General features: G+C 63.5%; 21 protein-coding genes. 17 read left to right on the top strand and 4 right to left on the bottom strand.

Annotated features, from left to right (window positions below; all coding sequences use genetic code 11):
* Position 1 precedes the first annotated feature (1 nt).
* The 5 genes from FJW07_RS24855 to FJW07_RS24835 all read left to right on the top strand — a co-directional run bounded on the left by FJW07_RS24855 (position 2) and on the right by FJW07_RS24835 (position 4,616).
* A complete protein-coding gene (locus FJW07_RS24855) occupies positions 2–1,039 on the top strand; it encodes a zinc-binding dehydrogenase (RefSeq protein WP_140859144.1) in 1,038 nt (345 codons plus the stop codon).
* A 230-nt stretch (positions 1,040–1,269) separates the two neighbouring features.
* Entirely contained in the window at positions 1,270–2,436 is a 1,167-nt protein-coding gene (locus FJW07_RS24850) for a glycosyltransferase family 87 protein (RefSeq protein ID WP_140859143.1), read from the top strand.
* Positions 2,429–3,397, top strand: a complete 969-nt coding sequence (locus FJW07_RS24845; protein ID WP_140859142.1) for a glycosyltransferase family 2 protein — start codon at positions 2,429–2,431, stop codon at positions 3,395–3,397. The genes FJW07_RS24850 and FJW07_RS24845 overlap by 8 nt, the downstream gene beginning before the upstream one ends.
* Positions 3,394–4,212, top strand: a complete 819-nt coding sequence (locus FJW07_RS24840; protein ID WP_140859141.1) for a ChbG/HpnK family deacetylase — start codon at positions 3,394–3,396, stop codon at positions 4,210–4,212. The genes FJW07_RS24845 and FJW07_RS24840 overlap by 4 nt, the downstream gene beginning before the upstream one ends.
* On the top strand, positions 4,209–4,616 hold the full coding sequence (locus FJW07_RS24835; RefSeq protein ID WP_140859140.1) for a GtrA family protein: 408 nt from the start codon (positions 4,209–4,211) through the stop codon (positions 4,614–4,616). The genes FJW07_RS24840 and FJW07_RS24835 overlap by 4 nt, the downstream gene beginning before the upstream one ends.
* A gap of 1 nt (position 4,617) precedes the next feature.
* On the opposite strand, the gene FJW07_RS24830 is transcribed toward FJW07_RS24835, so the two are convergent.
* The 3 genes from FJW07_RS24830 to FJW07_RS24820 form a co-directional block, all read right to left on the bottom strand.
* Positions 4,618–7,749: an efflux RND transporter permease subunit gene (locus FJW07_RS24830; protein ID WP_140859139.1), complete on the bottom strand. Its 3,132-nt coding sequence runs from the start codon at positions 7,747–7,749 to the stop codon at positions 4,618–4,620.
* Positions 7,746–8,900 (bottom strand): efflux RND transporter periplasmic adaptor subunit, encoded by a 1,155-nt coding sequence (locus FJW07_RS24825; protein WP_140859138.1) that lies wholly within the window; start codon positions 8,898–8,900, stop codon positions 7,746–7,748. Before FJW07_RS24825 ends, FJW07_RS24830 begins: the two co-directional genes overlap by 4 nt.
* A gap of 335 nt (positions 8,901–9,235) precedes the next feature.
* Positions 9,236–10,084: an SH3 domain-containing protein gene (locus tag FJW07_RS24820; protein ID WP_246680861.1), complete on the bottom strand. Its 849-nt coding sequence runs from the start codon at positions 10,082–10,084 to the stop codon at positions 9,236–9,238.
* A 440-nt stretch (positions 10,085–10,524) separates the two neighbouring features.
* Here FJW07_RS24820 and FJW07_RS24815 point away from each other — a divergent pair, with 440 nt between their 5' ends.
* Positions 10,525–11,337 carry a hypothetical protein gene (locus FJW07_RS24815; RefSeq protein ID WP_140859136.1) on the top strand — a complete coding sequence of 271 codons (813 nt, stop codon included), beginning with the start codon at positions 10,525–10,527 and terminating at the stop codon, positions 11,335–11,337.
* Positions 11,338–11,448: 111 nt separating this feature from the next.
* On the opposite strand, the gene FJW07_RS24810 is transcribed toward FJW07_RS24815, so the two are convergent.
* Entirely contained in the window at positions 11,449–12,273 is an 825-nt protein-coding gene (locus tag FJW07_RS24810; protein ID WP_140642359.1) for a MurR/RpiR family transcriptional regulator, read from the bottom strand.
* Between the two features lie 146 nt (positions 12,274–12,419).
* Between FJW07_RS24810 and FJW07_RS24805 the strand changes: the two genes are divergently transcribed.
* The 11 genes from FJW07_RS24805 to FJW07_RS24755 all read left to right on the top strand — a co-directional run bounded on the left by FJW07_RS24805 (position 12,420) and on the right by FJW07_RS24755 (position 26,586).
* Complete coding sequence (locus tag FJW07_RS24805; protein WP_140651442.1) at positions 12,420–13,247, top strand: N-formylglutamate amidohydrolase; 828 nt, start codon at positions 12,420–12,422, stop codon at positions 13,245–13,247.
* Between the two features lie 12 nt (positions 13,248–13,259).
* The gene (locus FJW07_RS24800) at positions 13,260–14,798 is read left to right on the top strand and encodes an amino acid permease (protein ID WP_140784366.1); all 1,539 of its coding nucleotides are present in this window, start codon (positions 13,260–13,262) and stop codon (positions 14,796–14,798) included.
* A gap of 89 nt (positions 14,799–14,887) precedes the next feature.
* Positions 14,888–16,444 (top strand): amino acid permease, encoded by a 1,557-nt coding sequence (locus FJW07_RS24795; RefSeq protein ID WP_140859135.1) that lies wholly within the window; start codon positions 14,888–14,890, stop codon positions 16,442–16,444.
* 84 nt (positions 16,445–16,528) lie between these two features.
* The gene (locus FJW07_RS24790) at positions 16,529–17,899 is read left to right on the top strand and encodes a glutamine synthetase family protein (protein ID WP_140859134.1); all 1,371 of its coding nucleotides are present in this window, start codon (positions 16,529–16,531) and stop codon (positions 17,897–17,899) included.
* 177 nt (positions 17,900–18,076) lie between these two features.
* Positions 18,077–19,465 (top strand): aldehyde dehydrogenase family protein, encoded by a 1,389-nt coding sequence (locus tag FJW07_RS24785; protein WP_140859133.1) that lies wholly within the window; start codon positions 18,077–18,079, stop codon positions 19,463–19,465.
* A gap of 18 nt (positions 19,466–19,483) precedes the next feature.
* On the top strand, positions 19,484–20,656 hold the full coding sequence (locus FJW07_RS24780) for an iron-containing alcohol dehydrogenase (protein WP_140651450.1): 1,173 nt from the start codon (positions 19,484–19,486) through the stop codon (positions 20,654–20,656).
* Between the two features lie 245 nt (positions 20,657–20,901).
* On the top strand, positions 20,902–22,008 hold the full coding sequence (locus FJW07_RS24775; protein ID WP_140859132.1) for an ABC transporter substrate-binding protein: 1,107 nt from the start codon (positions 20,902–20,904) through the stop codon (positions 22,006–22,008).
* A 187-nt stretch (positions 22,009–22,195) separates the two neighbouring features.
* Positions 22,196–22,990, top strand: a complete 795-nt coding sequence (locus FJW07_RS24770) for an ABC transporter permease subunit (RefSeq protein WP_226892226.1) — start codon at positions 22,196–22,198, stop codon at positions 22,988–22,990.
* The gene (locus FJW07_RS24765) at positions 22,987–23,778 is read left to right on the top strand and encodes an ABC transporter permease (protein ID WP_140651453.1); all 792 of its coding nucleotides are present in this window, start codon (positions 22,987–22,989) and stop codon (positions 23,776–23,778) included. Before FJW07_RS24770 ends, FJW07_RS24765 begins: the two co-directional genes overlap by 4 nt.
* Before the next feature lie 15 nt (positions 23,779–23,793).
* On the top strand, positions 23,794–24,858 hold the full coding sequence (locus FJW07_RS24760) for an ABC transporter ATP-binding protein (RefSeq protein ID WP_140642338.1): 1,065 nt from the start codon (positions 23,794–23,796) through the stop codon (positions 24,856–24,858).
* Positions 24,859–25,032: 174 nt separating this feature from the next.
* Positions 25,033–26,586 carry a sodium:proton antiporter gene (locus FJW07_RS24755; protein WP_140859131.1) on the top strand — a complete coding sequence of 518 codons (1,554 nt, stop codon included), beginning with the start codon at positions 25,033–25,035 and terminating at the stop codon, positions 26,584–26,586.
* Positions 26,587–26,775: the final 189 nt, after the last annotated feature.

The following is a 26,775-nucleotide window of genomic DNA, read 5'->3' as shown; positions in this document are numbered from 1 at the left end:
CATGACGCTTCCATCGCAAATGCGGGGCTTGCTGCTTGTCGGCGACGGTTACACCAGGACGCCTTCGCCGGCTGCGCTCGAAGCGATGGAGCCTTATCTCCAGCCCGGCAGCGTCGCCGTGCCCGCGCCCGGTCCCTCGCAGGCGCTCATCAAGGTCAGCCTCGCCTCGATCAACCCGTCCGACATCGCCTTCATCAAGGGGCGGTACGGCCAGCCGCGGGTCAAGGGCCGTCCGGCGGGTTTCGAGGGCGTCGGCATTGTCGTCGCCACGGGCGATGATCCCTATGCAAGGAGCCTCGCAGGGAAACGCGTCGCCTTCGCCACCGGCGTGTCGAACTGGGGCGCCTGGGCGGAATATGCCGTCGCCGAGGCGGCGTCCTGCATCCCGCTCCTCGACACGGTGCGCGACGAGGACGGCGCCGCGATGATCGTCAATCCGCTGACGGCCTTGGCCATGTTCGACATCGTCAGAGAGGAGGGCGAAAAATCCTTCATCATGACCGCGGGCGCCAGCCAGCTCAGCAAGCTGATCATCGGGCTGGCGAAGGAGGAAGGTTTCCGCCCGATCGTCACCGTGCGTCGCGACGAGCAGATTCCGCAGCTGGCGGAGCTCGGCGCCGCCCATGTGCTCAACGAGAAAGCGGCGGATTTCGAGACGGCGTTGCGCGAGGCGATGAAGGCCGAGCAGCCGCGCATCTTCCTCGACGCGGTCACCGGCCCGCTGGCTTCGACCATCTTCAATGCCATGCCGAAACGCGCGCGCTGGATCGTCTATGGAAGGCTCGACGCCGAGCCGACGGTGATCCGCGAGCCCGGCCAACTGATCTTCCAGCATAAGCGCGTCGAAGGTTTCTGGCTGGCCGAATGGATGCGCCAGTTCCGCGACAGGCTGGGCCCGGCGGTTCTGGAAGCGCAGAAGCGCTTTTCCGATGGACGCTGGTCGACCGACGTCGCGGCAGTGGTGCCGCTGGACGAGGCGATGGCGCGGCTGCCGGCCGAGCTCGCCAAGCCCAACGGAAAGGTGTTCATCAAACCGTAAGCTCCCCCGGGGCGCTGATCGTAGCTGTTCAGACCACGGCCAACGCCTTGAACACAAATCTGTGATCGACAAGGTGGCGGCGGAAAAACGCCGCTGTTGCGCCGTCCTTTGCCCCCGCGCCGGTAACAGTCACGCTCGTATGTTCTATTTCATTTCGATGTGATATCTCGCCGGCGCTGAAGGCTAGGCGGCGATGGGAACGCCATCCTGGTCGGAACGCGGGGTGCGCTATGACGGTAACCAAGCCGGTTTTCGACCGTTTGGGGTTTTGGCTGTGGGTCGGGTCGTTTCTGATTGTGCTTGGCCTGGTGCTATGGTCGCCCGATACGCGTTCGGTGGTCTATATTTACAGACATGGCAGCGAAGCTTTCCTGAGCCGTGAACCGCTGTATCACGTCCAGGCCGCGATGGGGTATCTCTACGCGCCCGCCTTCGCCGCCCTTTACGTTCCCCTGGTGAAGCTCGGGCCGCATCTGGGCAGCGTTTTGTGGCACGTGCTGGGCTTCGGCGCGCTGACTTTCGCCGCAATGCGTCAGGTGCGCAGGATCGACGGCCAGGAGCAGACATGGCTGCTGTCCTTCGGCCTGTTCCTTGCCTTGCCGATGGCGCTGGCGGCGCTTCGCAACGGCCAGGCGACGATCCTGCTCACCGGAGCGTGCTGGTTTCTCACGCTCTCGGCGCTCGAGGGGCGCCGGGCTGAAAGCTTCTTCTGGGCCACGCTTGCGGTCATAGCCAAGCCCACTGCGATCATCATGCTGCTTCTGGTGGGAGCGCTGCGTCCCCGGCTGATACCGGTGCTGGTGCTGGCGGTGCTCGTCGTGCTCGCCATCCCCTATGGTTTTGCGCCCGCGGACTACATCAACGCCCAGTACCACGATTTCTTCCGCATGCTGACGTCGATGACGGTCAACCCAACCGGTCCCTTCGTTCCGGCCGACTTCACAGCGCCTTTCACGCGGTTTGGGATGCCGCTGTCCGAAGCCGAGGCGACGATCGTGCGCGTCGTCGTGGGGTTGCTTGCGCTTTGGGCGGTGCTCCAGTTGGACCGCAGGCTGGACTCCAACATCGGCGGACTGGCCATCTTCCTCATTGCGGCGTTCTACATGTGCGTCTTCAATCCGCGGGTCGAGCAGAACACCTATGCCATGGTGGCGGTGCCAGCCGGCCTTTCCATCGCCCTGGTGTGGCGGAGGAAGGAAAACGCGGCCATGCGCTGGTTGCCGGCGATACTCCTCTTCGTTACCGGACTGACCAGTGTCGATCTCCGGCGGCACGATCTTTTCCACTTGTGGCTGTGGCCTATCAGCACCAGCATAGTCGCCTGCATGCTTGTCGCCTGGTTCTGGGGGCGAGGCGGGGACAAAGTGCCGACCCCCGGAGCCGTCGCGCATGGCTGAGATGCTCGACGTCATCGCGCCGTTCTTCAACGAGGCCGAATCCGCGATCGCCTTCGTCGGGTTGCTCGACAGGCTGGAAGTGGCCGTGGCGGAGCGCTTCGGCATGACCGTCCGCAAGATACTCGTCGACGACGGCAGCCGCGACGGCAGCGCCGAGACATTCGCCGCGACGTTGTCGGGCTCGTGGGAAATCGTGCGGCTCAGCCGCAATTTCGGCAAGGAAGCGGCGGTGCTCGCCGGCCTCGATCATTCCCGCGGCGACATGGTCCTGATCATGGACTCCGACCTCCAGCATTCCATGGATATCAGCCTGAGGATGATCGGTGAGCTGGTCGAGAATCCCGAAATCGATGTCGTCTACGCCCAGAACGACCGGCGCGAGGGGAGCTGGCGGCGCAGCCAGCTGGCGCGGCTCTTCTACAGGCTGATCAACAGCAGCCAGCGCTTCGATATTCCCGAGAATGCCGGAGACTTCCGTGTCATGCGCGGCGCGGTGGCACGTGCCTTGACCAGCGTGCGCGACAAGCGGCGTTTCAACAAGGGCCTATTCGCCTGGGCCGGCTTTCGCCAGAAGGCGGTGCTTTACTCGCCGGAAAACCGCTCCGGCGGCACGTCGAAATGGACCAGGTTCAACCTGATCGCGTTCTCGCTTGAAGGGTTCACCTCGTTTTCCGTGATCCCGCTGCGCGTCATCAGCCTCATCGGATTGCTCGCGGCATTCGCAGGTCTCGCGTATGGCGTGAAGGTGCTCTTCGAGGTGCTGTTCTATGGCATCGCCGTGCCCGGCTACCCCAGCATCATGGTCGCCGTCGTGCTTTTTGGAGGCCTCAACCTGGCGCTGCTCGGCCTGATCGGCGAGTATGTCTGGGTCACGCTCAGCGAAAGCAAGGACCGGCCCGTCTACATCGTGCGCGACGTGTTGCATGGCAATGCCGCCGAGCAGGTTGCTTCCGAGAGATGACCAGGTCGATCCGCCTGATCGCCGACGACTACGGGCTGGCGCCGGGGGTATCGGGTGCGATCCTCGACCTCATCGAGCGCGGCCGCCTGACCGGGACCAGTTGCATGACCGGCTTTCCCGAATGGGAAGAGGCGGCGGCGCGCATCAGGCCGTTCCGTCAACGCGCCGCCGTCGGGCTGCACCTGACCCTGACCGATCAGATAGCCGTGACCGGATCGTCCAGCCTGGCGCCGGAAGGCAAGTTGCCCGGGCTTGCCTCTCTTGCGCTGCCGGTGCGGCGCGAGCGTATCGACGAGCGGGACATTCATGCCGAGCTCGACGCCCAGTACGACCACTTCACCGAAGCGCTGGTTGGCCCGCCCGATCACATCGATGGGCACCAGCACGTGCATTTTCTTCCCGTGGTGCGGAATTGGCTGCTCGCCCGGTTTGGGGAAAGCGCACACAAGCCCGCGCTACGCGGCGCGCCCGGGCTTGCCGGCCTGGACGCGGCGGCCAAGATCGCGGCGATCGCTGCTCTGGCCGTGGGGTTCAACAGGTCGATGCAGCGGGCCGGCTTCAGCGTGATGACGCCGCTCTGCGGCATCTATGACTGGCGGCAGCCGCAAAAATTCGCTCCGACGCTGCGCGCCGCGGTCGACACCTTGCCCGAACAAGGGGTGTTCATGTGCCATCCGGGTCAAGTCGATGACATTTTACGGGCGCGAGACCCGATGCAGGGCGCGCGTGAGGTCGAGTTCACGGTTCTGAGTTCTGAGGATTTCGGCGCCAGCCTCGAACGGCCCGGAATGCGCGTCATGGACGGCAAAACATGAGCGCCGGCCAGCCGCAGCGTTCGACCGGCAACAAGATCGTTCGTTTCGCCTTGGTCGGGCTGGTCAACAGCGGCATCGACCTCGCCGCATTCTTCCTGCTGCTCAAGCTCGCGGTACCGGCTCTGGCCGCCAATATCGGCGCCTGGTTCGTCGCGGTCCTTTTCTCCTTCGCGGCGAACGGCTTCTGGTCGTTCGAGCGCGACCCGGGCATCCGGCTCCGCCAGTCCTTCCTGCGCTTCGTCTCGCTGGGCGCGTTGATTTCGCTTGGCGTTTCCAGCCTGTCGATCGCCGCTCTCGCGGGGGCAATCGGCGTGTGGCCGGCCAAGATCGTCGGTGTCGTGGTGGCCGCTGTGCTGAACTTCCTGGCAGCACGCTGGTCGATCGAGGGTCGGCTGTTGAGATAGTCTACTCGGCCGGCTCCGCGTCGACATACACGGCTTCCTCGAGCTCGCGCTTCAGCCTCGCTTCCTCATGCGCTTTCGGCGTGACGAAGCGGCCAAGCAAGAGATAAGCGACAGGCGTCAGGAACAAAGTCGAGACAGTGGCGAGCCCAAGGCCGCCGACGATGACCCAGCCCAGCGCGACGCGCGCCTCGGCGCCGGCGCCGGCGGCGAGCACCAGCGGCACGCCGCCGAGCACGGTGCAGATCATGGTCATCATCACCGGGCGCAGCCGGATGGTCGAAGCCTGTTCGATCGCCTCGCGCACGCCGAGCCCGCGGTCGCGCAGCTGATTGGCGAACTCGACGATCAGGATGCCGTTCTTGGCCATGACGCCGACCAGAAGCACCAGTCCGATCTGGCTGTAGGCATTGAGGCTGGTGCCCGACAGGAGCAGCGCGAAAATGGCGCAGGCGAGCCCGAGCGGCACCGTCGCCATGATGATGAGGGCGCTGACGAAGCTTTCGAACTGGGCCGCCAGCACCAGAAGGATGATGACCAGCGCGAAGCTGAAGACGGCGATCATGGCGTTGTTGCTCTCGCCGAGCGTCGCGGCTTCGGCGAGCGGCAGGATGCGCGCGCCGGGCGGCAGCAGCGGCGCCGCGATCTGATCGGCGCGGGTCAGCGCCTCGCCGAGCGCGAAGCCGCTGCCGAGATTGGCGGTGATCGCGACCGAGGGCTGCTGCTGCTCGCGCGTCAGCGACGGCGGCACGGCGCGCTCGGTCAGCGTGGCGATGGTCGACATCGGCACGAAACGGCCATCGGACGTCTTCAGGAAGATGTTTTCCAGGTCGGTCGGGTCGTTGATCGGGTTGGTGGTCGAGACCAGCTTCACGCCATAGCTGCGGTCGGCGATGTAGACGTCGACGACATCGTTGCCGTCGAGCATGGCCTGCAGCGTGTCGGCCAGCCCGGTGATGTCGATGCCGAGATCGGAGGCGCGTTCGCGATCGATGGCCACGGCAAGCTGCGGCTGCGTCGGGTCGACGGAGAGGCGCGGCGTCTGGAAGCGCGGGTCCTGACGCATCTCGTCGACGATCTTCACCGCCGCCTCGCTCAGCGCCTTGCGGTCATTGCCGACCAGCGCGAATTGCAGGCCGTTGCCGGCGCCGCGAATGCCGAGGCTGTTCGGCTGCACCGGAAAGACGCGCACGCTCGGCACCTGCCTGGTCAGGCGGCTGATGTCGGCCATGATCTCCTGCTGGCTGCGGCTGCGCTCGTCCCAGGGCGCCAGCGTCATCACCATGAAGCCCGAATTGTAGGAGCCGTTGTTGCCGGCGTTTTCGAAGGTTGAGCGGATCTCGCCGGAATCGCGCAGCGGCTGGATCAGCCGCTCGATCTTGCGCATCTGCTCGGTGGTGTAGTCGAGGCTGACGCCTTGCGGCGCGCTGATGCGCAACAGCACCACGGCACGGTCTTCCGGCGGCGTCAGTTCCTGGCGGATGGTGCCGAACAGCGTGAAGGCGGTGCCGGCGAAAATGAGCGCGACCAGGACGACGATCCAGGGCGCGTCGAGGCAAAGACGCAGGCAATGCTTGTAGAGCCCGTGCAAGGCGCCGCCGATGCGCGCGCCGATGCCGGTACCGCCTTCATGGTGAAGCGATGCGCTGGTCAGCATGCGCGAGGCAAGCATGGGGCAGAGCGTCAGCGCGACCACGCAGGAGAGCAGCACCGACATCGCCAGCACGAAACCGAATTCGCGGAACAGGCCGCCTGTCTGTCCCGGCAGGAAGGAGATCGGCACGAAGACTGCGACCAGCGTCAGCGTGGTGGCGACGACGGCGAAGAACACTTCCTGCGTGCCAAGCACCGCCGCCGCGCGGGGCCCCATGCCTTCGTTGCGGCGGCGCACGATGTTTTCGAGCACGACGATGGCGTCGTCAACGACAAGGCCGGTCGCCAGCACCAGCGCCAGCAGCGTCAGGATGTTGACGGAGAAGCCGGCGAGATAGATCGCGGCGATGGTGCCGATCATGGCGACCGGCATCGCCAGGCCGGGGATCAGCGTGGCGCGCCAGTCGAGCAGGAAAGCGTAGATGACGACGAGCACGATCGAGACCGACAGCGCCAGCGCGATCTCGACTTCGTGCACGGCGCCATTGACGAAGACGGCGTCGTCGCTGGTCACCTTGATGGACATGCCGGCGGGCAACGTCTCTTGCAGCTTCGCGACGGCGGCCCTCACGCCGGTCGAGATGTCGAGCGTGTTCGATTCCGCCTGGCGTATGATGCCTAGGCCGATACCGGTCTTGCCGTCGGAGCGCAGCGAGGTCTGGCCGATATCGGGCCCGAGCGTCACGGTGGCGACGTCGCGGATACGGGTCGCGCCGCCGATGACGATGTTCTCGAACTCCTCCGGCGTGGTCACGTCGGCGGTCGTGCGAACGATGAGGTCCTGATTGGTCGTGGTGATCGAGCCGGCCGGGGAATCGAAGGCGACCGAGGCAAGAGCCTTTCGAAGGTCGGCGACGGTGAAGCCCAGGCTCGCCAGCTTGTTCTGGTCGACGTCGATGCGGAAGATCTTGTCGCGGTCGCCGGAGACCTGGACGTCGGCGACACCCGGCACCGCGGCGAGCTCGTCCTCGATGCGGTCCTGCACGAACACTGTCATGTCCTGCACCGACATGGTGTCGGAGGTGACGGCCAGCCGCATCACCGGGTCCGAATTCGCGTCGGCCTTGACGATGCGCGGCGCGTCGGCAGTCTCGGGCAACTGATTGGTGATCCGGCTGACGGAATCGCGCACGTCGGAGGCCGCGACGTTGAGGTCGACGCCGTCGTTGAATTCGATGGTGACGCGGCTTTGGCCGAAGGAGGAGGTGGACGAGATCGACTTGACGCCCGAAACGCGCGCGACCGCGCCTTCGATCGCGTCGGTCAGCTCACGGTCGACGGTTTCGGCGGCCGCGCCGTCGAAGGTGGTGTTGACGGTGATGACGGGGCGGTCGACATCCGGCAATTCGCGGATCTCGACGCCCCAGAATGCGGCAAGCCCGGCCACCGCGATCAGCGTGTTGAGTACGAAGGCCATGACCGGCCTGCGGATGAAAAGCGCCGTCAGGCCAGATCCCGCGGCGGCGTCGCCGGCGCCGCTCATGAGCCCTCGGTCCCGGCGGCGCGATCCTCGCCGGCGATGCGGACATCGCCGCCTTCGCTGACGCTCTGCGTGCCTTCGGTCACCACCATGTCGCCGCTCACGACCGGAGCATCGATCAGCACGGTCTCGGTGTTGCGCTGGATGATGCGTACCGGAACGCGCTTGGCCTTGCCGTTGTCGACGGCCCAGATATAGGCGCCGTCGGTCCCCCACTGGATGGCGAGCGGGCTGACTGCCGGATAGGTATCACCGGGGAAGCGCATGCCGATCTGGAAGGACATGCCGGCGCGCAGCGAATCGGCGGGGTTGGCGATCGTCGCTTTCACGAGCAGCGTGCGGCTGTTCTCGTCGATATGGTTGTCGATGGCCGAGACGGTGCCGGTATAGACCTGGTTGGGGTTGGCCAGAGGCGTGGCCGACAGCTGGGCGCCAACCTTGACCGCGGCGGCGAAGCGTTCCGGCACCCAGAAATCGACCAGGATGCTGGAGCGGTCGTCGAGTGTGGCGATCGCCGATTGATTGGTGACATAGTTGCCGGCGGCGATCGGCAGGATGCCGACGGTGCCTTCGATCGGCGCCATGATCGAGCGGCGCTCGAGCGCGAGCTCGGCATCGCGCAGCGCCAGCCTGGCGTTGGCGAGCGTCACCTGGGCGTCGGCGACGGCTACAGGCGTGGCCGCATTGGACGCCCTGAGCGATTTTACCCGGTCGAGCTTGGACTGGGCATCCTCTATCGCCACCTGGGCGCGGTCGCGCGCGATCACTTCCGTCTCGGAATCGAGCCTGGCGATGACATCGCCCTTTTCGACATGCGTGCCGGACTGGACCAGCAGTTCGGTGAGGCGTCCGGATGAGTATGGATTGACGGTGACGGTCGCGTTGGCGCGGCCGGTGCCGATCGCCTGCAGCCTGTCGTTGATGGTGGCGGTGCCGGCAGGCGAGGCGACGATGGTGACGATCTGACCGCCGCGGTTGCGTGCGGACTGGCCGGTGCCGGCGGCGCTTTCCGTCGCGGGAGGTGTCGCGGCGATGGCCCAATCCATTCCCCAACGCGCCAGTATCTGAGGCGCGCCGGGATAAAAGCGTGCCCAGGCGGCCACGGCGGCGACCAGAATCACAAATGCTGCAACAATCTGTTTCCAGCTCGACATCGACACTCCAGCGGCAGGATTCGTCTGCCGGATTCCAGCGGAAGCAGGCACTTCGACGATACGGGCTGGGGGCGAAAACCGGCCACGCCACACCCCGATATCAGCGGTTTATGGCAATTATCACGCAATCGTGCACATTAAATCTCGGTAACGTGAGGCCCGGACGCGGTTCATTAGCTCCATTTCCGATGTGCTGGAACGGGATCAAGTCCTTCAATTTGAGCATGATCTTTTCCGAAAACCGGGTTCAACTTTGCGGGGGCACGCTCTAGGAGCGCGCCTTCAAGAACTTCGAGGTTAAGGCGCCACACTTTCCGCCCATCTCCCCATGATGCCTACTGGCAGCACACCTTGCGAACGTAGGTGTTGCCGAAGGTCGCGTAGGCGTCGTCGGGGATTGCACCACGGGCCTTCATCTCGCTGACCAAGGTGCTGGCCATTGGCTCGTCGTAGGTGTTGTCGAGTGTGATCGCGAACCACCCGTTGGTGGCAAGATACGCGGAGACTGGTATGGCCGATGTTCGGACGTAGGCCTCTGCCTCAGCGTAGTTGTCGAAGCTCTTGACTTGGATGTGGCGTCGTCCGAATGGGCCGCTGTCGTACTGATCGACGTGAACCCAGGTGTCGTGCATGTAACCGATCTGGTTCCCGGCCTGGACTCGGTACCAGCGGCCGCTGGCGCCAAGGATTGCCACCGGACTTCCATTCCTCAGCACCGCTACGTTAGGTGACTTTCCCCCCGGCAACGCCTTGAGGGGTGCAGAACCTCTAGGGTGTCCAATCCTGCCAGAATGAGCCTCTGGAATCATGAGCGATGGATTTGCAGGAGGTGGCGGTGTGGAGATCGCGGTCGATGGTGTGGGCTGAGGCGGCGGCATCGGGGACGGCTCCGCACTTGCAACTGTTGCTTGACCCGCGTCGGGGGTGAAAGTGACGACCTTGTACTTCGCCATCTCGCTCATGGAGAGGTAGCGGATATCGTTGCTGTCGTATTGCAGTGAGAGTTGGAGCAGCGCAGGGTCCACACCCATCTCGATCATGTAGGTAATAACGTCGGCGGTGACTTGCTGAACGGCGGAGACAGCCTCTTGGGCACTGAGCGGAATGTCGCCCTGAAAGGACGACTTGTGGACGCCTATGGACCCCGCCTCGGCAAAGCGTATCACTCCGCCGAGGAAGGCCAACGAGCAAGCGGACTCGCACTCAGAGGCTCTAAACTGCGCGGTCCCCAGGCCCAGCCGTCGAATGAGCCGGCCCAGGTCCATAGCCTTCTGAATGTTGCCGCCCGGGGAACGAAATGTAACTGCCGTGGAAGCGTTGGTTCGCACTAGGGCCTCAAAGACCGATAGGTCATCTTGAAAGGCAAAATCCCCCGACACCAAAATGTAGTGGAGCCCGCCGTCAGTCTGTCTGGCCTCGAACTGCAACCCAGCGCAAGCGGACGAAGCACCGAACAACGCCGACGCGAGGCACAGCACAATCAGAATTGAGAAAACGCGAAACATGGCCCCGAGCACTACCCCAGATCGAAGTCTAGCGTTGTCAGAGCGAAGTTGTCGAATCCTTGTTGCGAAAATAATGAATTTCAGCGCCGAGTCTGATTGTCAGAGGCGGAGCGATTCGAATGGGCGAGGCCAAGCAGCGAAAAACATTCTCCCAGCGGATCAGAGAAGACCAGCCGTTCTGCATTTTTTGTGGCGGCCAGACTTCGAGTGAGACCGTCGAGCATTACCCGCCGCGCAGCATCTTTGATGGCAAGCATCGTCCCCGTGGTCTGGAGTTTGGAGCGTGTAAGGCGTGTAATGAGGCATCGCGGGAGGCCGACCTCGTTGTAGCTATGTTGAGCCGCATGATGCCCGACACCAAGACTGAGGCTGGGCGGGCAGAGGTGCAGAGGCTGATCAATTCGGCGCTTCGCATACCGGGGCTCTCCAAGGAGGTGCGCCCTGAAAGGGACCAACTTGGCACCTTGATCCGCTATCGGGACATTGCGGACCAACTCCCCACTTGGAAATTCCTCAGGATCGACGGGCCCATCGTGGCGAGGTCCATGACGATATTCGGCTCGAAGTTAGGACTAGCTTTGCACCGGGCCACCACCGGGCGCATCCTCTCAACCTCCGGGGTCATCAGCATCCAGTGGTACTCCAACCTCCAGGCCTATCAAGACGCACTGCCGAAGGAGTTTCTTGCCATGTGCGGCCCCGGCAGGACCCTTCGCCAGGGCAACTTCGAGGTAGGGCAGCAGTTTCGGGTCGCCAATGTGGTTCCGGACAACAGTGGCTTAATGTCGGGACACTTCGCCGTCTTCAGGGAGTCGTTCGCCGTCTTGATGTTTGCCACCGAGGAGCCCGAGGAAGCGCATAAGGGTTGGTCAGTGTCGCCTGGGTTCCTGAAGCGCCCCCTCACGGTGGTCCCGGTGCAACAGACGCCGTAGCGGCTTCATCCCCGTCGTGGCCTCAATGCAATGCGAGAGCTCGGTATTTAAAGCACTCATATTGAGCACCTACTCCAAGTGACCGTCGGCAGAGCGGCGACCTTCAACCCCCTAGCGCAAGCTCTCTAGATCGCGGATGCGTTTGGCGCCGGCCGCTTCCAATTGCCTGGTCACGGCGCCGATAAGGGTTTCGGCGACCACGAACAGGGCGGCGGAGGAATCCCAGGCCGAAGGCACGGCGGTGCGCCCGGCGATCACATGGCGGGCGAAGCGGGCGATCGGCGAAAGCCACTGGTCGGTAAAGAGAATGATCTGCACGCCGCGGTGATGCGCCTTCTCGGCGAAGCGGACGAGACTTTCCTGGTAGCGGCGGATGTCGAAGATCACCAGAACGTCGCGCTTGCCCATGTCGATCAGGCGGTCGCGCCAGATGCTCTCCTGGCCGGCGAGGTGATAGACATCGGGCTGGATGATGGCGAGATGGGCGGCCATGTAGCGGGCCAGCGGATCGGTGAAGCGACCGCCGATGAGGAAGGTCTTGCCGCGCCGCTCGGCAAGCCGTGCGGCTATGTCGGCAAGCTGTTTGTCGGTGAGGTGCCGGAAGGTCTCGCGCATGTTGTCGAGCGTCGCCTCGAGCATCGGCGAGACGGCGCCACCGGCCGAGCTTGGATCGAGCGTGCGCGAAGCGGGCGACTGCAATTGCGCCGCCAACTCATCCTGCAGCGCCGACTGGAATTCAGGATAGTTCTGGAAGCCGAGCCTGGCGACGAAGCGCAAGATCGTCGGCGAGGACACGCCGGCCGCGGCCGAGAATTCGGCGACCGTCTTCAGCCCGGTCAAAGGATAGTTGGCAATCAGCGTCTGGGCCGCGCGGCGCTCGCCGGCCGGCATCGTCCCGATGCGGTCCGAGATCAGTTCGGCAATGCTGGAAATCATGTTTTCCCCCGCCTGTTGGCCGCCCGCCGCCGTTTTCCCGAATTCGCGTTTGACAAAGCCGGTCAAACTGTATGAAATCATTCACAGGGACGCAATGAGACAAAATACGTAACATACGATACAGCGCTCCCCCAGGGGACGGCAGCATGGAGAAAGCACGGCCTGTCAGCCTTGCACCGTCTGAAACCGTAAGGGTGACCAACCCTGGCGGCTCAAGCCCCTTCGTCATCACTTGCGACCACGCTTCCAACGTCCTTCCCGCCGAGTTTGGGACGCTCGGCCTCCCGGCCGCGGACCTTTCGCGCCATATCGCCTGGGACCCGGGCGCGCTTCCCGTCGCACGCCGCATGGCCGAAGCGCTCGATGCCACTTTGATCGAGACCCGCGTGTCGCGGCTCGTCATCGATTGCAACCGGCCGCTGGACGCGCCGGACCTCGTTCCGCCGGTCAGCGAGACGACAGCCATTCCCGGCAATTCGGGCCTGTCCGACAAGCAGCGCGCTACGCGGATCGACCTTGCCTGGCGCCCATTCCACGACACGATCGCCCGGATCATCGACGAGCGGCTGGCGCGCGGCCAGGAGACGCGGCTGGTGTCGGTGCACTCCTTCACGCCGATCTACAAGGGCAAGAGCCGGCCATGGCATATCGGCATCATCCATGACGAGGATCGCCGCTTGGCGGCGCCGCTGATATCGGCGCTGCAGCGGCTCTCCGGCGTCACTGTCGGCGTCAACGAACCCTATTCGCCGGCCGACCGCGTCTATTTCACGCTGGAACGGCACGCGCGTTCGCGCGGCCTCGCCTGCGCGATGATCGAAATCCGCAACGACGAAATCGCCGGCGATGCCGGGCAGCGGAAATGGGCGGATCTGCTCACAGGCATATTCTCGAATCTGGAGCCCGACGAGGCCAGGGGCTTCCGACCGCGCGCAATGGGAAAGTCAGTAGGAACGGCCAGCCAAGAACGATAGGGGAACTCCAACATGACAACAGATCACGCAGAGAAATCGGAGGACGTAAAAATCCTTCACAGCATGGGCTATGCCCAGGAATTGGCCCGCCGCATGAGCGGCTTCTCCAACTTCGCCATTTCCTTTTCGATCATTTGCATTCTAGCCGGCGGCATCACGTCGTTCCCGCTGGCGATGGGCACCGGCAGCGGTTTCGAGGCGACCATCGGCTGGGTTATAGGCGGTCTGTTCGCCCTTGTGGTCGCGGCTTCGCTCGGCCAGATCGGTTCGGCCTATCCTACCGCCGGCGGGCTTTACCATTGGTCGTCGATCTTGGGCGGGCGCGGCTGGGGCTGGGCAACGGCCTGGATCAACCTGCTCGGCCTGATCTTCGTCGTCGCTTCGGTGAATGTCGGCGTCTACCTGTTGTTTTCCGGGCTCGTTGCGGGACCGATCCTTGGCCTGGACACATCGACCTGGGGTTTCTGGCAGCAGACGACGGCGGTTGTCATCATCACCGTCACCCAAGGCCTGTTCAACCATCTCGGCATCAAGACGACGACGATGTTGACCGACTTTTCAGGATACCTCATCCTCGTTGTCGCGGTCGTGCTGACGCTGACCTTCCTGATCTGGGGCGCGCATGGCTTCGATCTTTCGCGGTTGACGACTTTCGTCAACACGACCGGCGATGCCGGCGGTGGCTATGTTCCGACGGCCCGCACGGCGCTGGTGGCCTTCCTGATCGGCCTTCTCTACCCACTTTATACGATCACCGGCTTTGACGCCTCGGCGCACACCGCCGAGGAGACGCACAATGCTCGCACCGCAGTGCCCAGGGGCATGATCCACGCAGTCCTGTGGTCTCTCGTCTTTGGCTTCGTCATGGCGGTCTCCTTCGTCCTCGCGAGCCCCGATCTCGTGGCTACCGCAAAGGACGGCGGCAATGCCTGGTTCAACCTGTTCAACAACCTGCCGGCGCCAACCTGGCTGAAGGATCTGCTCGGCATCTGCATCGTGCTGGCGAATTATCTGTGCGCGCTGGCCGGGCTCACTTCGACCTCGCGTATGATCTTCGCCTTCTCGCGTGACGGAGGCCTGCCGGGGTCGTCTTTGTGGAAGCAGGTTTCGCCGACCTGGCGCACGCCCGTCCCGGCCATCTGGCTTGGCGTCGTGCTGTCGATCGCGGCCACGCTCTATTCGCCGGCCTTCGCGGCGTTGGCAGCAGGCTGCGCTCTCTTCCTTTACGTGTCCTATGCCATGCCGGTGGCGGCAGGCCTGTTTGCGGAAGGCAAGACTTGGACAGAGTTCGGCCCGTTCCGTCTCGGCGTCTGGTCAAAGCCTTTCGCCATCGTCACCGTGCTCGGGGTCCTGGTGCTGATGTATGCCGGCATCCAACCGCCCTTCGACATCCTGATCAACTACGCCATCGGATTGATCATTCTGCTGGCCGTTCTGTGGTTCGGTATCGAATCGCGGCGCTTCAAGGGGCCGCCGATCGGTGCCGACATTGCTCGTCGCGCGGCGGAGATCGCGGCCGCGGAAAAAGCAGTCGGCCAGACAGCGGGCTAACGGCAAACGCAATATCGCCCGGTCGGCTCAGGTCGATCGGGCATCACGGTGCAGGACCGGCCAGCCAAGAACCATAGGGGAATTCCAACATGACGACACCGGGTTATACAGACGTCGACAAGGCGGAGGACGTGAAAGCCCTCCACAGCATGGGCTATGCCCAGGAACTGGAGCGGCGGCTCAGCCGCTTCTCGAATTTCGCGGTTTCGTTCTCGATCATCTGCATCCTGTCGGGCGGCATCAATTCGCTGGCCCAGGCCACGTCGGGCGCCGGCGGCATCGGCATCGGCATCGGCTGGCTGGTCGGCTGCTTCGTGTCGCTCACCTTCGCGGTTGCCATGTCGCAGATCAGCTCGGCCTATCCGACGGCCGGCGGCCTCTATCACTGGGGCTCGATCCTCGGCAATCGCGGCACCGGCTGGGTGACGGCCTGGCTCAACCTGCTCGGCCTGATCACCGTGCTGGGCGCCATCAATGTCGGCACCTGGACCTTCTTCATCGGCGCCTTCGGACCGGCGCTCGGCATCGAGGGCACGCTGACCAACCAGATGATCTTCCTGGTCGTCATCACCGGCGCCCAGGCGCTGATCAACCATCTCGGCATCAAGCTGACAGCGAAACTGACCGATTTCTCGGGCTATCTCATCTTCTTCGGCTCGATCCTGATCGCAGTGGTCTGCCTGCTTTCGGCCGAGACCTGGGATTTCAGCCGCCTCTTCACCTTCCATAACTACTCCGGCGACGCCGGCGGCGTTGTGTGGCCATCGGTTTCGAACGCCTGGGTGTTCGCGCTCGGCCTCCTGCTGCCGATCTACACGATCACCGGCTACGACGCCTCGGCGCATACGTCGGAAGAGACCATCAAGGCAGCCTCTTCGGTGCCGCGCGCGATGGTGATGTCGGTCGTCTGGTCGGCGCTGTTCGGCTACCTGTTCCTGGCCGCCTTCGTGCTGATGATCCCGAACATGGACGACGCCGCCAAGCAGGGCTGGAACGTGTTCTTCTGGGCTTTCGACCAGCGCGTCAGCCCCGGCCTCAAGGAGTTCGTCTACCTCGTCGTGTTCATCGCGCAGCTGCTGTGCGGTCTTGCCACCGTCACCTCGGCCTCGCGCATGATCTTCGCCTTCTCGCGTGACGGCGGCCTGCCGGGCTCGGCAGCGCTTGCCAAGGTCAGCCCGACCTATCGCACGCCGGTGGCGGCGATCTGGACGGCCTCGATCCTGTCGGTGCTGTTCGTGTGGGGTTCGACCCTGGTTTCGGTCGCCGGCACCTCGGCCTATACGATCGTTGTATCCTGCACGGTCATCTTCCTGTTTTTGTCCTTCATTGTGCCTATCGTGCTTGGCATGATGGCCTGGGGAACGCCGAAGTGGGACAAGATGGGCCCGTGGAACATGGGGCGCGCCGTCTTCATGCTGTTCGGCGTTCTCTCGATCCTGTCGATGATCCTGATCTTCGTCATCGGCATCCAGCCGCCGAACGACTGGGCGCTCTATATCACCGTCGGTTTCTTCATCCTGACGGCGATCGTCTGGTTCGCCTTCGAGCGCAACCGCTTCCAAGGTCCGCCGCTTGGCGACATCATCGCGGCGCGCCAGGCAGCGATCAAGGCGGCCGAACAGGCGGTCGGCGAGACCGGCCACTGATACTTCGCCTCATGGCCATGGCCGGCGCAACGCCGGCCATGGTTTTGTTTCCCCTCAATCGACAAGCGCTGGAGTGCCAAAGGAATGGCCGGGAATTTCTCGTTCGATCAGTTGAAGAAAGCGGTCTCGAACGGCGAGATCGACACGGTGCTGGCCTGCATCGTCGATATGCAGGGCCGGCTCTCGGGAAAACGCTTCCTGGCCCAGTATTTCGTGGATTCCGCGCATGGCGAGACGCATGGCTGCAACTATCTCTTGGCCTGCGACATCGATATGGAACCGGTGCCGGGCTACAAGGCGGCGAGCTGGTCGAAGGGCTATGGCGACTTCGTCATGAAGCCGGACCTGTCGACGCTGCGGCGCATTCCGTGGCTGGAGAAGACGGCGCTGGTCATCTGCGACGTGCTCGACCATCACGACCATGAGGATTTGGCACACTCGCCGCGCGCCATCCTGAAGAAGCAGGTCAAGCGTCTGCAGGAGCGCGGCTATATCGGCTATTTCGCATCCGAGCTCGAATTCTATCTGTTCAGCGAGACCTACGAGTCCGCCCGCAAGAAGCACTGGCAGGGGCTCGATAGCGCTTCGCCCTATATCGGCGACTACCAGATCGGCATCACCAGCAAGGAAGAAGGCGTCATGCGCCGGCTGCGCAACGAGATGGAAGCCGCCGGCATCCCGATCGAAAATTCCAAGGGCGAGTGGGGCCCTGGGCAGGAAGAGATCAACGTGCGCTATGCCGAAGCGCTCGACATGGCCGACCGCCACGTCATCCTGAAGAATGGCGCCAAGGAGATCGCCGATTCCGAGGGCAAGGCCATCTCCTTCATGGCCAAGTACAATTACGGGCTCGCCGGCAATTCCAGCCACATCCACAATTCGTTGTGGAGCGCGGACGGCAAGACGCCGCTGTTCTTCGACAAGAAGGCCGATTGGACGCTGTCGAGCCTCGGCCAGCAATGGGCGGCCGGGCAGCTCAAATACGCCAAGGAATTCACCTGGTTCCTGGCGCCCTACATCAATTCCTACAAGCGCTTCCAGGCCGGCACCTTCGCGCCGACCAAGATCATGTGGAGCGAGGACAACCGCACCGCCGGCTTCCGGCTCTGCGGCGAGGGCACCAAGGGCATCCGCATGGAATGCCGCATAGGCGGCGCCGATCTCAATCCGTATCTCGCCTTCGCCGCCCTGATCGCGTCCGGCCTTGCCGGCATCGATGAGAAGCTGGAGCTGCAGAAGCCTTTCGTCGGCGACGCCTACCAGGCCTCGCGCCTGCCCGAGATTCCGAAGACGTTGCGCGACGCCACCGAGACGCTGGCCAAGTCGAAGATGCTGAAGCAGGCCTTCGGCGACGACGTGATCGAGCACTATGTGCACACCGCCCGCTGGGAGCAGTTCGAATACGACCGCCGCATCACGGATTGGGAGCTGCACCGGGGCTTCGAGCGGTACTAGGTGGCCGGGTTAGCGTCGGCGCTGCCCCTCACCCTTACCCTCTCCGTGAAGAACGGGGAGAGGGGTCGCCAGCGCGGGAGCTTCCCCCGTGACTATACGGGGAGAAGGTGCCGGCAGGCGGATGAGGGGCGGCGCCAAGCCAAGTGATTTCGATTGTTGTAAAACTGCGAGGAAGAAATGACCGAAACGGTCAAACTCAAATCCCCCATCGACGGCTCGATCTATGCCGAACGTCCCGTCGCCAGCGACCAGGCGATCAACGCCGCGGTCGAGCGCGCCAGGGCCGCGCAGGAGAAGTGGGCTGAGACGCCGGTCGTCGAGCGCGGCAAATACATGCTGGCGATGCTGGAGGCGCTGGTCGCCATGAGCGACGAGATCGTGCCCGAGATCGCCTGGCAGATGGGCCGGCCGGTGCGCTATGGCGGCGAGTTCGGCGGCGTCAAGGAACGCACCAACTACATGGTCGAGATCGCCGAAGCCGCGCTGAAGCCGGTGCTTGCCTCCAATACGAAGGACGGCTTCCGCCGCTATGTGAAGAAGGTGCCGCTCGGCGTCGTGCTGGTGATCGCGCCGTGGAACTATCCCTATCTCACAGCGGTCAACACCATCGTGCCGGCGCTGATGGCGGGCAGCGCCGTCATCCTCAAGCATGCCGCGCAGACGCTGCTGGTCGGCGAACGCTTCAGCCAAGCCTTCGACAAGGCCGGCCTGCCGAAGGGACTGTTCCAGAACCTGGTCATGAACCACGCCCAGACCGAGAAGCTGCTCGGCTCGGGCAAGATCGACCATGTCAATTTCACCGGCTCCGTCGGCGGCGGCCGCGCCATCGAGAAGGCGGCCGCCGGCACTTTCATGACGCTCGGCCTCGAACTCGGCGGCAAGGACCCGGCCTATGTGCTGCCCGACGCCAAGATTGACCATGCTGTCGCCAATCTGGTCGACGGCGCCTTCTACAATTCAGGCCAGTGCTGCTGCGGCATCGAGCGCGTCTATGTGCATGAGAAGGTCTATGACGAGTTCGTCGAGGGTTTCGTCGCCGAGACCAGGAATTATGTCGTCGGCAATCCGCTGGACCAGGCGACCACGATGGGTCCGATGGCGCAGGCGCGCTTCGCCGACCTGATCCGCGAACAGAAGGCAGAAGCGCTGCGCAAGGGCGCCAAGGCGCATATCAACATGAAGGTCGAGAACGACAAGCCGGGCTCGCCCTATCTGGCGCCGGAAGTGCTGACCGAAGTCGATCACCAGATGAGCGTCATGCGCGAGGAGAGCTTCGGGCCGATCGTCGGCATCATGAAGGTGCGCAACGACGAGGAGGCGATCGCCCTGATGAACGACAGCCCCTATGGGCTGACCGCCTCGATCTGGACGCGCGACACGGAGCGCGCAATTGCCATCGGCGACCGCGTCGAAACCGGCACGGTGTTCATGAACCGCTGCGACTATCTCGACCCGGCGCTGGTCTGGACCGGCGTCAAGGACACCGGCAAGGGCGCCGCGCTCTCGGCCATCGGCTACGACAATTTGACGAGGCCGAAATCCTATCACCTGCGTGAAGCGATCTGACTTTTTGAAAGACAAGACATGTCCAAGCTCATCTCCAAATGGAACTATCCCACCACCGTTCGCTTCGGCGCCGGCCGCATCAAGGAACTGCCGGACGTACTGGCTGCGGCGGGTATCAAGCGCCCGCTCTTCGTCACCGACCCGGGTCTGGCAAAGCTTCCGGTTGTCGCCTCGACGCTGAAAATCCTCGACGACGCCAAGGTTCCCTATGGCGTGTTTTCGGAGGTGAAGCCGAACCCGGTCGAGTCCAACCTGACCGCCGGCATCGCCGTGTTCAAGAAGGGCAAGCATGACGGCGTGATCGCCTTCGGCGGCGGCTCGGCGCTCGACCTCGGCAAGCTGATCGCCTTCCAGGCCGGGCAGACCCGGCCGGTATGGGATTTCGAGGACGTCGGCGACTGGTGGACCAGGGCCAACTCGGACGCGATCGCGCCGATCATCGCCGTGCCGACCACGGCGGGAACCGGCTCCGAGGTCGGCCGCGCCGGCGTCATCACCAATGAGGCGACCCACACCAAGAAGGTCATCTTCCATCCGAAGCTTCTGCCGGCGATCGTCATTGCCGATCCGGAGCTGTCGGTCGGCATGCCGGCCTTCATCACCGCCGGCACGGGCATGGACGCGCTGGCCCATTGCCTGGAGGCCTATTGCGCGCCGGGCTATCACCCGATGGCTGACGGCATCGCGGTGGAAGGCATCCGGCTGGTGTTCGAGAATCTGCCCAAGGCCTTCGCCAACGGCAAGGATCTGGTCGCCCGCGCCCACATGATGAGTGCCGCCGCCATGGGCGCCGCCGCCTTCCAGAAGGGGCTCGGCGCCATCCATTCGCTGTCGCATCCGATCGGCGCGCTCTACGACACCCATCACGGCATGACCAATGCCGTGTTCATGCCCTATGTGCTCGCCTTCAACAGGGAGAGCATCGAGGAGCGCATCGCCCGGCTCGCCGCCTATTGCGGCATCAAGGGCGGCTTCGACGGCTTCGCCAAGGCGATCATCAAATTGCGCAAGGAATTGAAGGTGCCGCACGCGCTGCCGGGCCTGATCAAGGGCCTCGACATGGACAAGAAGCGCAAGGCACTGATCGCCGACATGGCGGTGGTCGATCCGACCGCCGGCGGCAATCCGGTCAAGCTCACCAAGAAAGCGGCGCTGACGCTGCTCGAAAATGCGATCGCCGGCTCCGTCTGAGAGCCGGCTTTCAATGCCGAAGAGTTGAATGAAGGGGCGTTCCAGAGCGGAGGGGGAGGGCAAAAGGCAAGGCGACTAACCATTAGCCGGAAAATTAAGCGCGGGCTAATTGCTACAGTCCGTTAAAAAGAGTTAACTTTTTTGGCCGCGGGGCTCGGGTTTCAAAAAGTCTTCATCTGGCTGTCACACGAAAACGATACCCGCATCGCAGGCGCTTAAACGCGCCAGTTCAACGGAGAGAACACATGTTCAAGTTCACGGGGAAAGTGCTTTCCCTCTCGGCCGCGGCGCTCCTTGCGTCGACGGTGATTTCGTCCGCGGATTCGCTGGACGATCTCGTCAAGGCCGCGAAGGCTGAAGGCCAGCTCACCACCATCGCGCTTCCGCATGACTGGTGTGGCTACGGGGCAGTGATCGACGCTTTCAAGGCTAAGTATCCGGAAATCAAGATCAACGAACTCAACCCGGACGCCGGCTCGGGCGACGAGGTCGAGGCGATCAAGGCCAATAAGGACAACAAGGGCCCGCAAGCGCCCGACGTCATCGACGTCGGTCTGTCGTTCGGCCCGACCGCCAAGGCCGACGGCCTGCTGATGCCTTACAAGGTGTCGACCTGGGACTCGATTCCGGACAGCGCCAAGGATGCCGATGGCGCCTGGTACGGCGACTATTACGGCGTGCTGTCGTTCATGGTGAACAAGGACCTGGTCAAGGAATCGCCGGCCGACTGGGCCGACCTGCTGAAGCCGGAATTCGCCAATTCGGTCGCGCTCGCCGGTGATCCGCGCGCTTCGAACCAGGCCATCCAGGCGGTCTATGCCTCCGGTCTGTCGTCGGGCGCCGCCGCTGGTGAAGCCGCCGGCACCGCTGGTCTCGACTTCTTCAAGAAGCTCAATGCCGCCGGCAACTTCGTTCCGGTCGTCGGCAAGCCGGCGACGCTGGCCCAGGGCCAGACGCCGATCCTGATCAACTGGGACTACAACGCGCTTGCCGGCCGCGACACGCTGAAGGGCAACCCGCCCGTCGACGTGATCGTGCCGAAGACCGGCGTTGTCGCCGGTGTCTATGTGCAGGCGATCAGCGCTTACGCGCCGCATCCGAATGCCGCGAAGCTGTGGATGGAATACCTCTATTCCGACGAAGGCCAGATCGGCTGGCTGAAGGGCTACTGTCACCCGATCCGTTTCAACGATCTCGCCAAGAACGGCAAGATCCCGGCGGACGTGCTGGCCAAGCTGCCGCCGGCTGAGTCCTACGCCTCGGCGGCTTTCCCGACGCTCGACGAGCAGGGCAAGGCCAAGGAAGCCATCAGCAAGAACTGGGACGCCACTGTCGGCGCCAACGTCAAGTAAGACTTGAAGTGCACCGGGCGGCCACTTGGCCGCCCGGCTTTCCCTCGAAGACGGTGCCGGGCGCATGACCGATCTATCGCTTTCAAATCAGTCAGTTGCCACCAAGCCCGTGCCGCCGAACGCGGCGACCGCTTTTCGCCTGCCGACGCAATGGATCGGTGTGGCGCCATTCTTCGTCTTCACCCTGATGTTCCTGATCATGCCGACGCTTTATCTCGTCATCGGCGCGTTTCAGACCGGGGAAGGCGGGTTCACGCTCGACAACATCCTGCAATTGGTGAGCGATCCTTCAATCAGCAATTCCTATTGGGTTTCGATCAAGATCAGCTTCTGGTCGGCCATCGTCGGCGCATTTGCCGGACTGGCGATCGCCGTGGCCATCGTGCGCGGCGGCCTGCCCAGCTGGGTTCGCTCCGCGACGCTGACCTTCTCGGGCGTCGCCTCGAATTTTGCCGGCTTGCCGCTTGCCTTCGCGTTCATCGCCACGCTTGGCCGCGTCGGCATCGTGACGGTGCTGCTGCGCGACATATTCAATCTCAACATCTATGCGATGGGGTTCAATTTCCTGACCACGTGGGGCCTGATCGTGGTCTATCTCTTCTTCCAGATCCCGCTGATGGTGGTCATCATCGTGCCGGCGATCGACGGTTTGAAGAAGGAATGGAACGAGGCCGCCGCCACGCTTGGCGCCACCCAGTGGCAGTACTGGCGCATGGTGGTGATACCGGTGCTGTTTCCGAGCTTCCTCGGCACCGTCATCCTTCTGTTCGCCAACGCCTTCGGCGCCATCGCAACGGCCTATGCGTTCGCCGGCCCGCAGCTCAACATCGTTCCCATCAAGCTCTATTCGCAGATCAACGGCGATGTGCTGCACAACCCGCAGCTCGGCTACGCGATCGCCTTCGGCATGATCGTCATCACCGGACTGGCGAATGTCTTCTACATCTGGTTCCGGACCCGTTCCGAGAGGTGGCTGAAATGAAGTCGGGCAAATTCTGGGCCTGGGTCGTCTTCGGAATCGGCACGGCCTATTTCTTCATCCCGCTGCTGGCGACGTTCGAGTTTTCGCTGCGCATGCGGCGCGGCGTCCATTCCTTCGACGCCTATCAAGTCGTGCTCGGCGATCCGCGCTTCCAGGCGACGTTCCTGTATTCGGTGGTCGCCGCGATCTTCACCATCATTCTCGGCGTGCTGATCGTGGTGCCGGCCGCCTATTGGATCCGTCTCCGTTTGCCTCAAATCAGACCGATCGTCGAATTCATCACGCTGCTGCCGCTGGTCATTCCGGCGATCGTCATCGTGTTCGGCTATATCCGCATGTACGGCTCGAATTCGCCGCTGCCGTTCCTGGCCAGCGATCTCGGCGCCAGCGCCTTGCTGGTGATCGGCTATGCGACGCTGGCGTTGCCCTATATGTACCGCGCCGTCGACACCGGTCTTCGTACCATCGATGTCAGAACGCTGACGGAAGCCGCCCAAATCCTCGGCGCCGGTTGGGCCACGATCATCACCCGGGTCATTCTTCCCAATGTACTGATCGCCGTTCTGTCGGGCGCCTTCCTGACCTTCGCCATCGTCATCGGCGAGTTCACGATAGCCAGCCTGCTGAACCGTCCGGCCTTCGGCCCCTATCTGCAGAACATCGGCGCCAACCGCGCCTACGAGCCGGCGGCACTTGCCATCATCGCCTTCGCCATTACCTGGGGCTGCATGTCGCTGATCCAAATCCTGTCCCGTTTCGCGCCGAAATCGGCGAACCGCCCGAATTGACCTGAGAGAAAAGCCATGGCCGAGCCATTCCTGTCTATCCAGCATGTGCGAAAGTCCTACGGCGCCAACACCGTGGTGCAGGATTTCAGCCTCGACGTCGAGCCCGGCGAGTTCGTCTCCTTCCTGGGGCCATCCGGCTGCGGCAAGACCACTGTGCTGCGCATGGTCGCCGGGTTCGAGGAGCCCTCGGCCGGCAAGATCGTCGTCGCCGGCAAGGACATCACCAGGCTGAAGCCCAATCAGCGCAATGTCGGCATGGTGTTCCAGGCCTACGCGCTGTTCCCGAACCTGACGGTGGCGCAAAACATCGCCTTCGGTCTGAAGGTGGCCGGCATGTCGAAGCCTGACGCGGACAAGCGCGTTGCAGAGATGCTCGACATGATCAAGCTGCCGCAGATGGCCGATCGCTATCCCTATCAGCTGTCCGGCGGCCAGCAGCAGCGCATCGCGCTCGCGCGGGCAATTGCTCCGAAACCCAAACTGCTTTTGCTCGACGAGCCGCTGTCGGCGCTCGACGCCAAGGTGCGCGTGTCGCTGCGCGAGGAAATCCGCTCGATCCAGAAGAAGCTCGACATCACCACCATCTTCGTCACCCATGACCAGGAAGAGGCGCTGTCGATCTCGGACCGCATCGCGGTGATGTATGGCGGCAAGGCCGAACAGGTCGGCACGCCATTCGAGATCTACAACCGGCCGGCGACCAAGTTCGTCGCCAATTTCGTCGGCACGCTCAACGTGCTCGAAGGCAAGGTCACCGACGCTTCAACGGGCAAGGTGCAGGTCAACGCCCAGGAAGTCTCGCTCAAGGGCAAGCTCAATGGCTCGAAGTCCGGCGATACGCTGTCGCTGGCGCTGCGGCCGGAAGCGATTTCGCTGGCGCGCCAGCCCGGGCACGATACCAGCCTTTCGGGCGAGATCGCCGAAGTGCATTTCCTCGGCTCGGTCATCCGGGTGCGCGTCGGCATCGGCGGCAACACGGTGTCGCTCGACACCTTCAACAACTCGACGACACCGCCGCCGATCGTTGGCGACAAGGCGGATATTTCGTTCTCGTCGGGCGATATGCTGGTCCTGCACTGACGGCCTGGCCGTCTTGACGCCGATAAGGCAGGCGAAGCCTTTGCGCCGGCCGAGGGGTAATCCATCGATCGGCCGGGGACGCGGCCTGCCGGGCACACAAGCCTTGTCGGATAAATCAACAGTATCCTGCTTCAGGGTACTGCCAAGCTTCGTGCTTCGCCGTTACGATAAGCCATGGCGCTGTTCGAACTTACTCTGATCCTGCTTCTCATCGCCGTCGCGCTGACGGCGGTATCGCGATGGCTGGAGGTACCTTACCCGTCGCTGCTGGCGCTTGCCGGGGTCGGGCTTGCCTTCGTGCCGGGCGCGCCGGTGATCGAGATCGATCCGGAACTGGCGCTTGCACTGTTCATCGCGCCGGTGCTTCTCGATGCCGCCTATGACACCTCGCTGCGCGACCTGAAGCGCTATCGCCTGTCGCTGGTGCTTTTGGCGCTCGGCGCCGTCGTCTTCACCACCGTGGTGGTTGCCTTCGTCGGCTGGAAAATGGCTGGGCTGCCGATCGCGGCGGCGATCGCGCTCGGCGCCATCGTCGCGCCACCGGACGCTGTGGCGGCAAGCGCGGTGCTCAATCAGTTCAAGGTCCCGCACCGCCTCACCGCTATCCTGCAGGGCGAGAGCCTGCTCAACGATGCCACGGCGCTGCTGATCTACCGGATATCGGTCGCGTCAGCGGTCGGCACGCTCATGCTGAAAGACGCAGTGCCCGTCATCCTGCTTGCAACGGTCGGGAGCGTTATCGCCGGCTATCTGTTCGGCCGCTTCTCGCTGCTCACGCTGACACGCATCGAGGATGCGGCAAGCAGCACCGTGGTGCAGTTCGCCGGAACCTTCGCGGTCTGGATCATTGCCGACAGACTCGGCCTTTCCGCCATCATCACCATCGTCGTTTATGCCATCACCATCGCGCGCACCGCGCCACGCCGCATGTCGGCCCGACGCCGCGTCAGCACCTATTCGGTCTGGGAATCGGCCGTGTTCGTGCTCAATGTGCTGGCTTTCGTGCTGATGGGCTTGCAGGCCCGTTCGATTGTCGGCCGGCTTTCCGGCGACGGGCAAGGCGAAGCCTTTCTCTTCGCCGCAACGGTGCTTGCGGTCGTCATCGTGGCGCGTCTCGTCTGGGTGGCGGGCTATGTCGCGGTCATACGCTGGTTTGCCCGCTATGACAGCGAGGAAGAAAGGCGCGATGCACCGACATTTCGCGGCGCCGTGCTTGTGGGTTGGTGCGGCATGCGCGGGCTGGTGACGCTGGTAGTGGCAATTGCCTTGCCGGCCGACTTCCCCGGTCGCGATCCGATCGTGCTGGCCGCCTTCGCGGTCGTCCTCGGAACGCTCGTGCTGCAGGGCATGAGCCTCAAGCCGCTGCTGCGCCGGCTCAACTTCGAGCGGGATACCTCGATCGACCGCGAGGTGGCCGAGGCGCGGGTGGCGATCATGCAGGCCGCGCTCGATGTGCTGAGCCGCAAGACGTCGGCCGCTGCCGCCGTCGTGCGCGAGCAGTACGAGGCGCAGCGGCGGGTTGCCGAAAATCCCGAGGACGCACAAGCCGCGACGGAATACGACCGGTTGCGTCTTTACGCCATCAAGCGGCAGCGCGACAGGTTGGAGGAACTGCGCAGCAATGGCACGATCGGCGACGAGGCCTATCACCGGCTGGAAGAGGAGATCGACTGGTCGGAACTGGCGGCGTCGCCCGCCGGAAGCTTCCAGCCACTGACGACCTATTAGGCGCAGCGGTTCGCTGGTCTCCGTTGGACTATTCCGCTTGGCCTCGCGGCCCATTGCAACGCAAGAGGCGGGGCGATAGAGCGGTTCACCGAAGACGGCGAACCACTCTATCCCTTTGTTTTGACGCAATTCCGAACGGAAAACCGCTCACACTTTTCCTGGAATTGCGCTACTGCGATCACGAGAAGT

Origin of the sequence: Mesorhizobium sp. B3-1-9 (genome assembly GCF_006439595.1) — a bacterium.
Taxonomy (GTDB): Bacteria; Pseudomonadota; Alphaproteobacteria; order Rhizobiales; family Rhizobiaceae; genus Mesorhizobium.
This window is presented reverse-complemented; position numbering and strand designations above follow the sequence as displayed.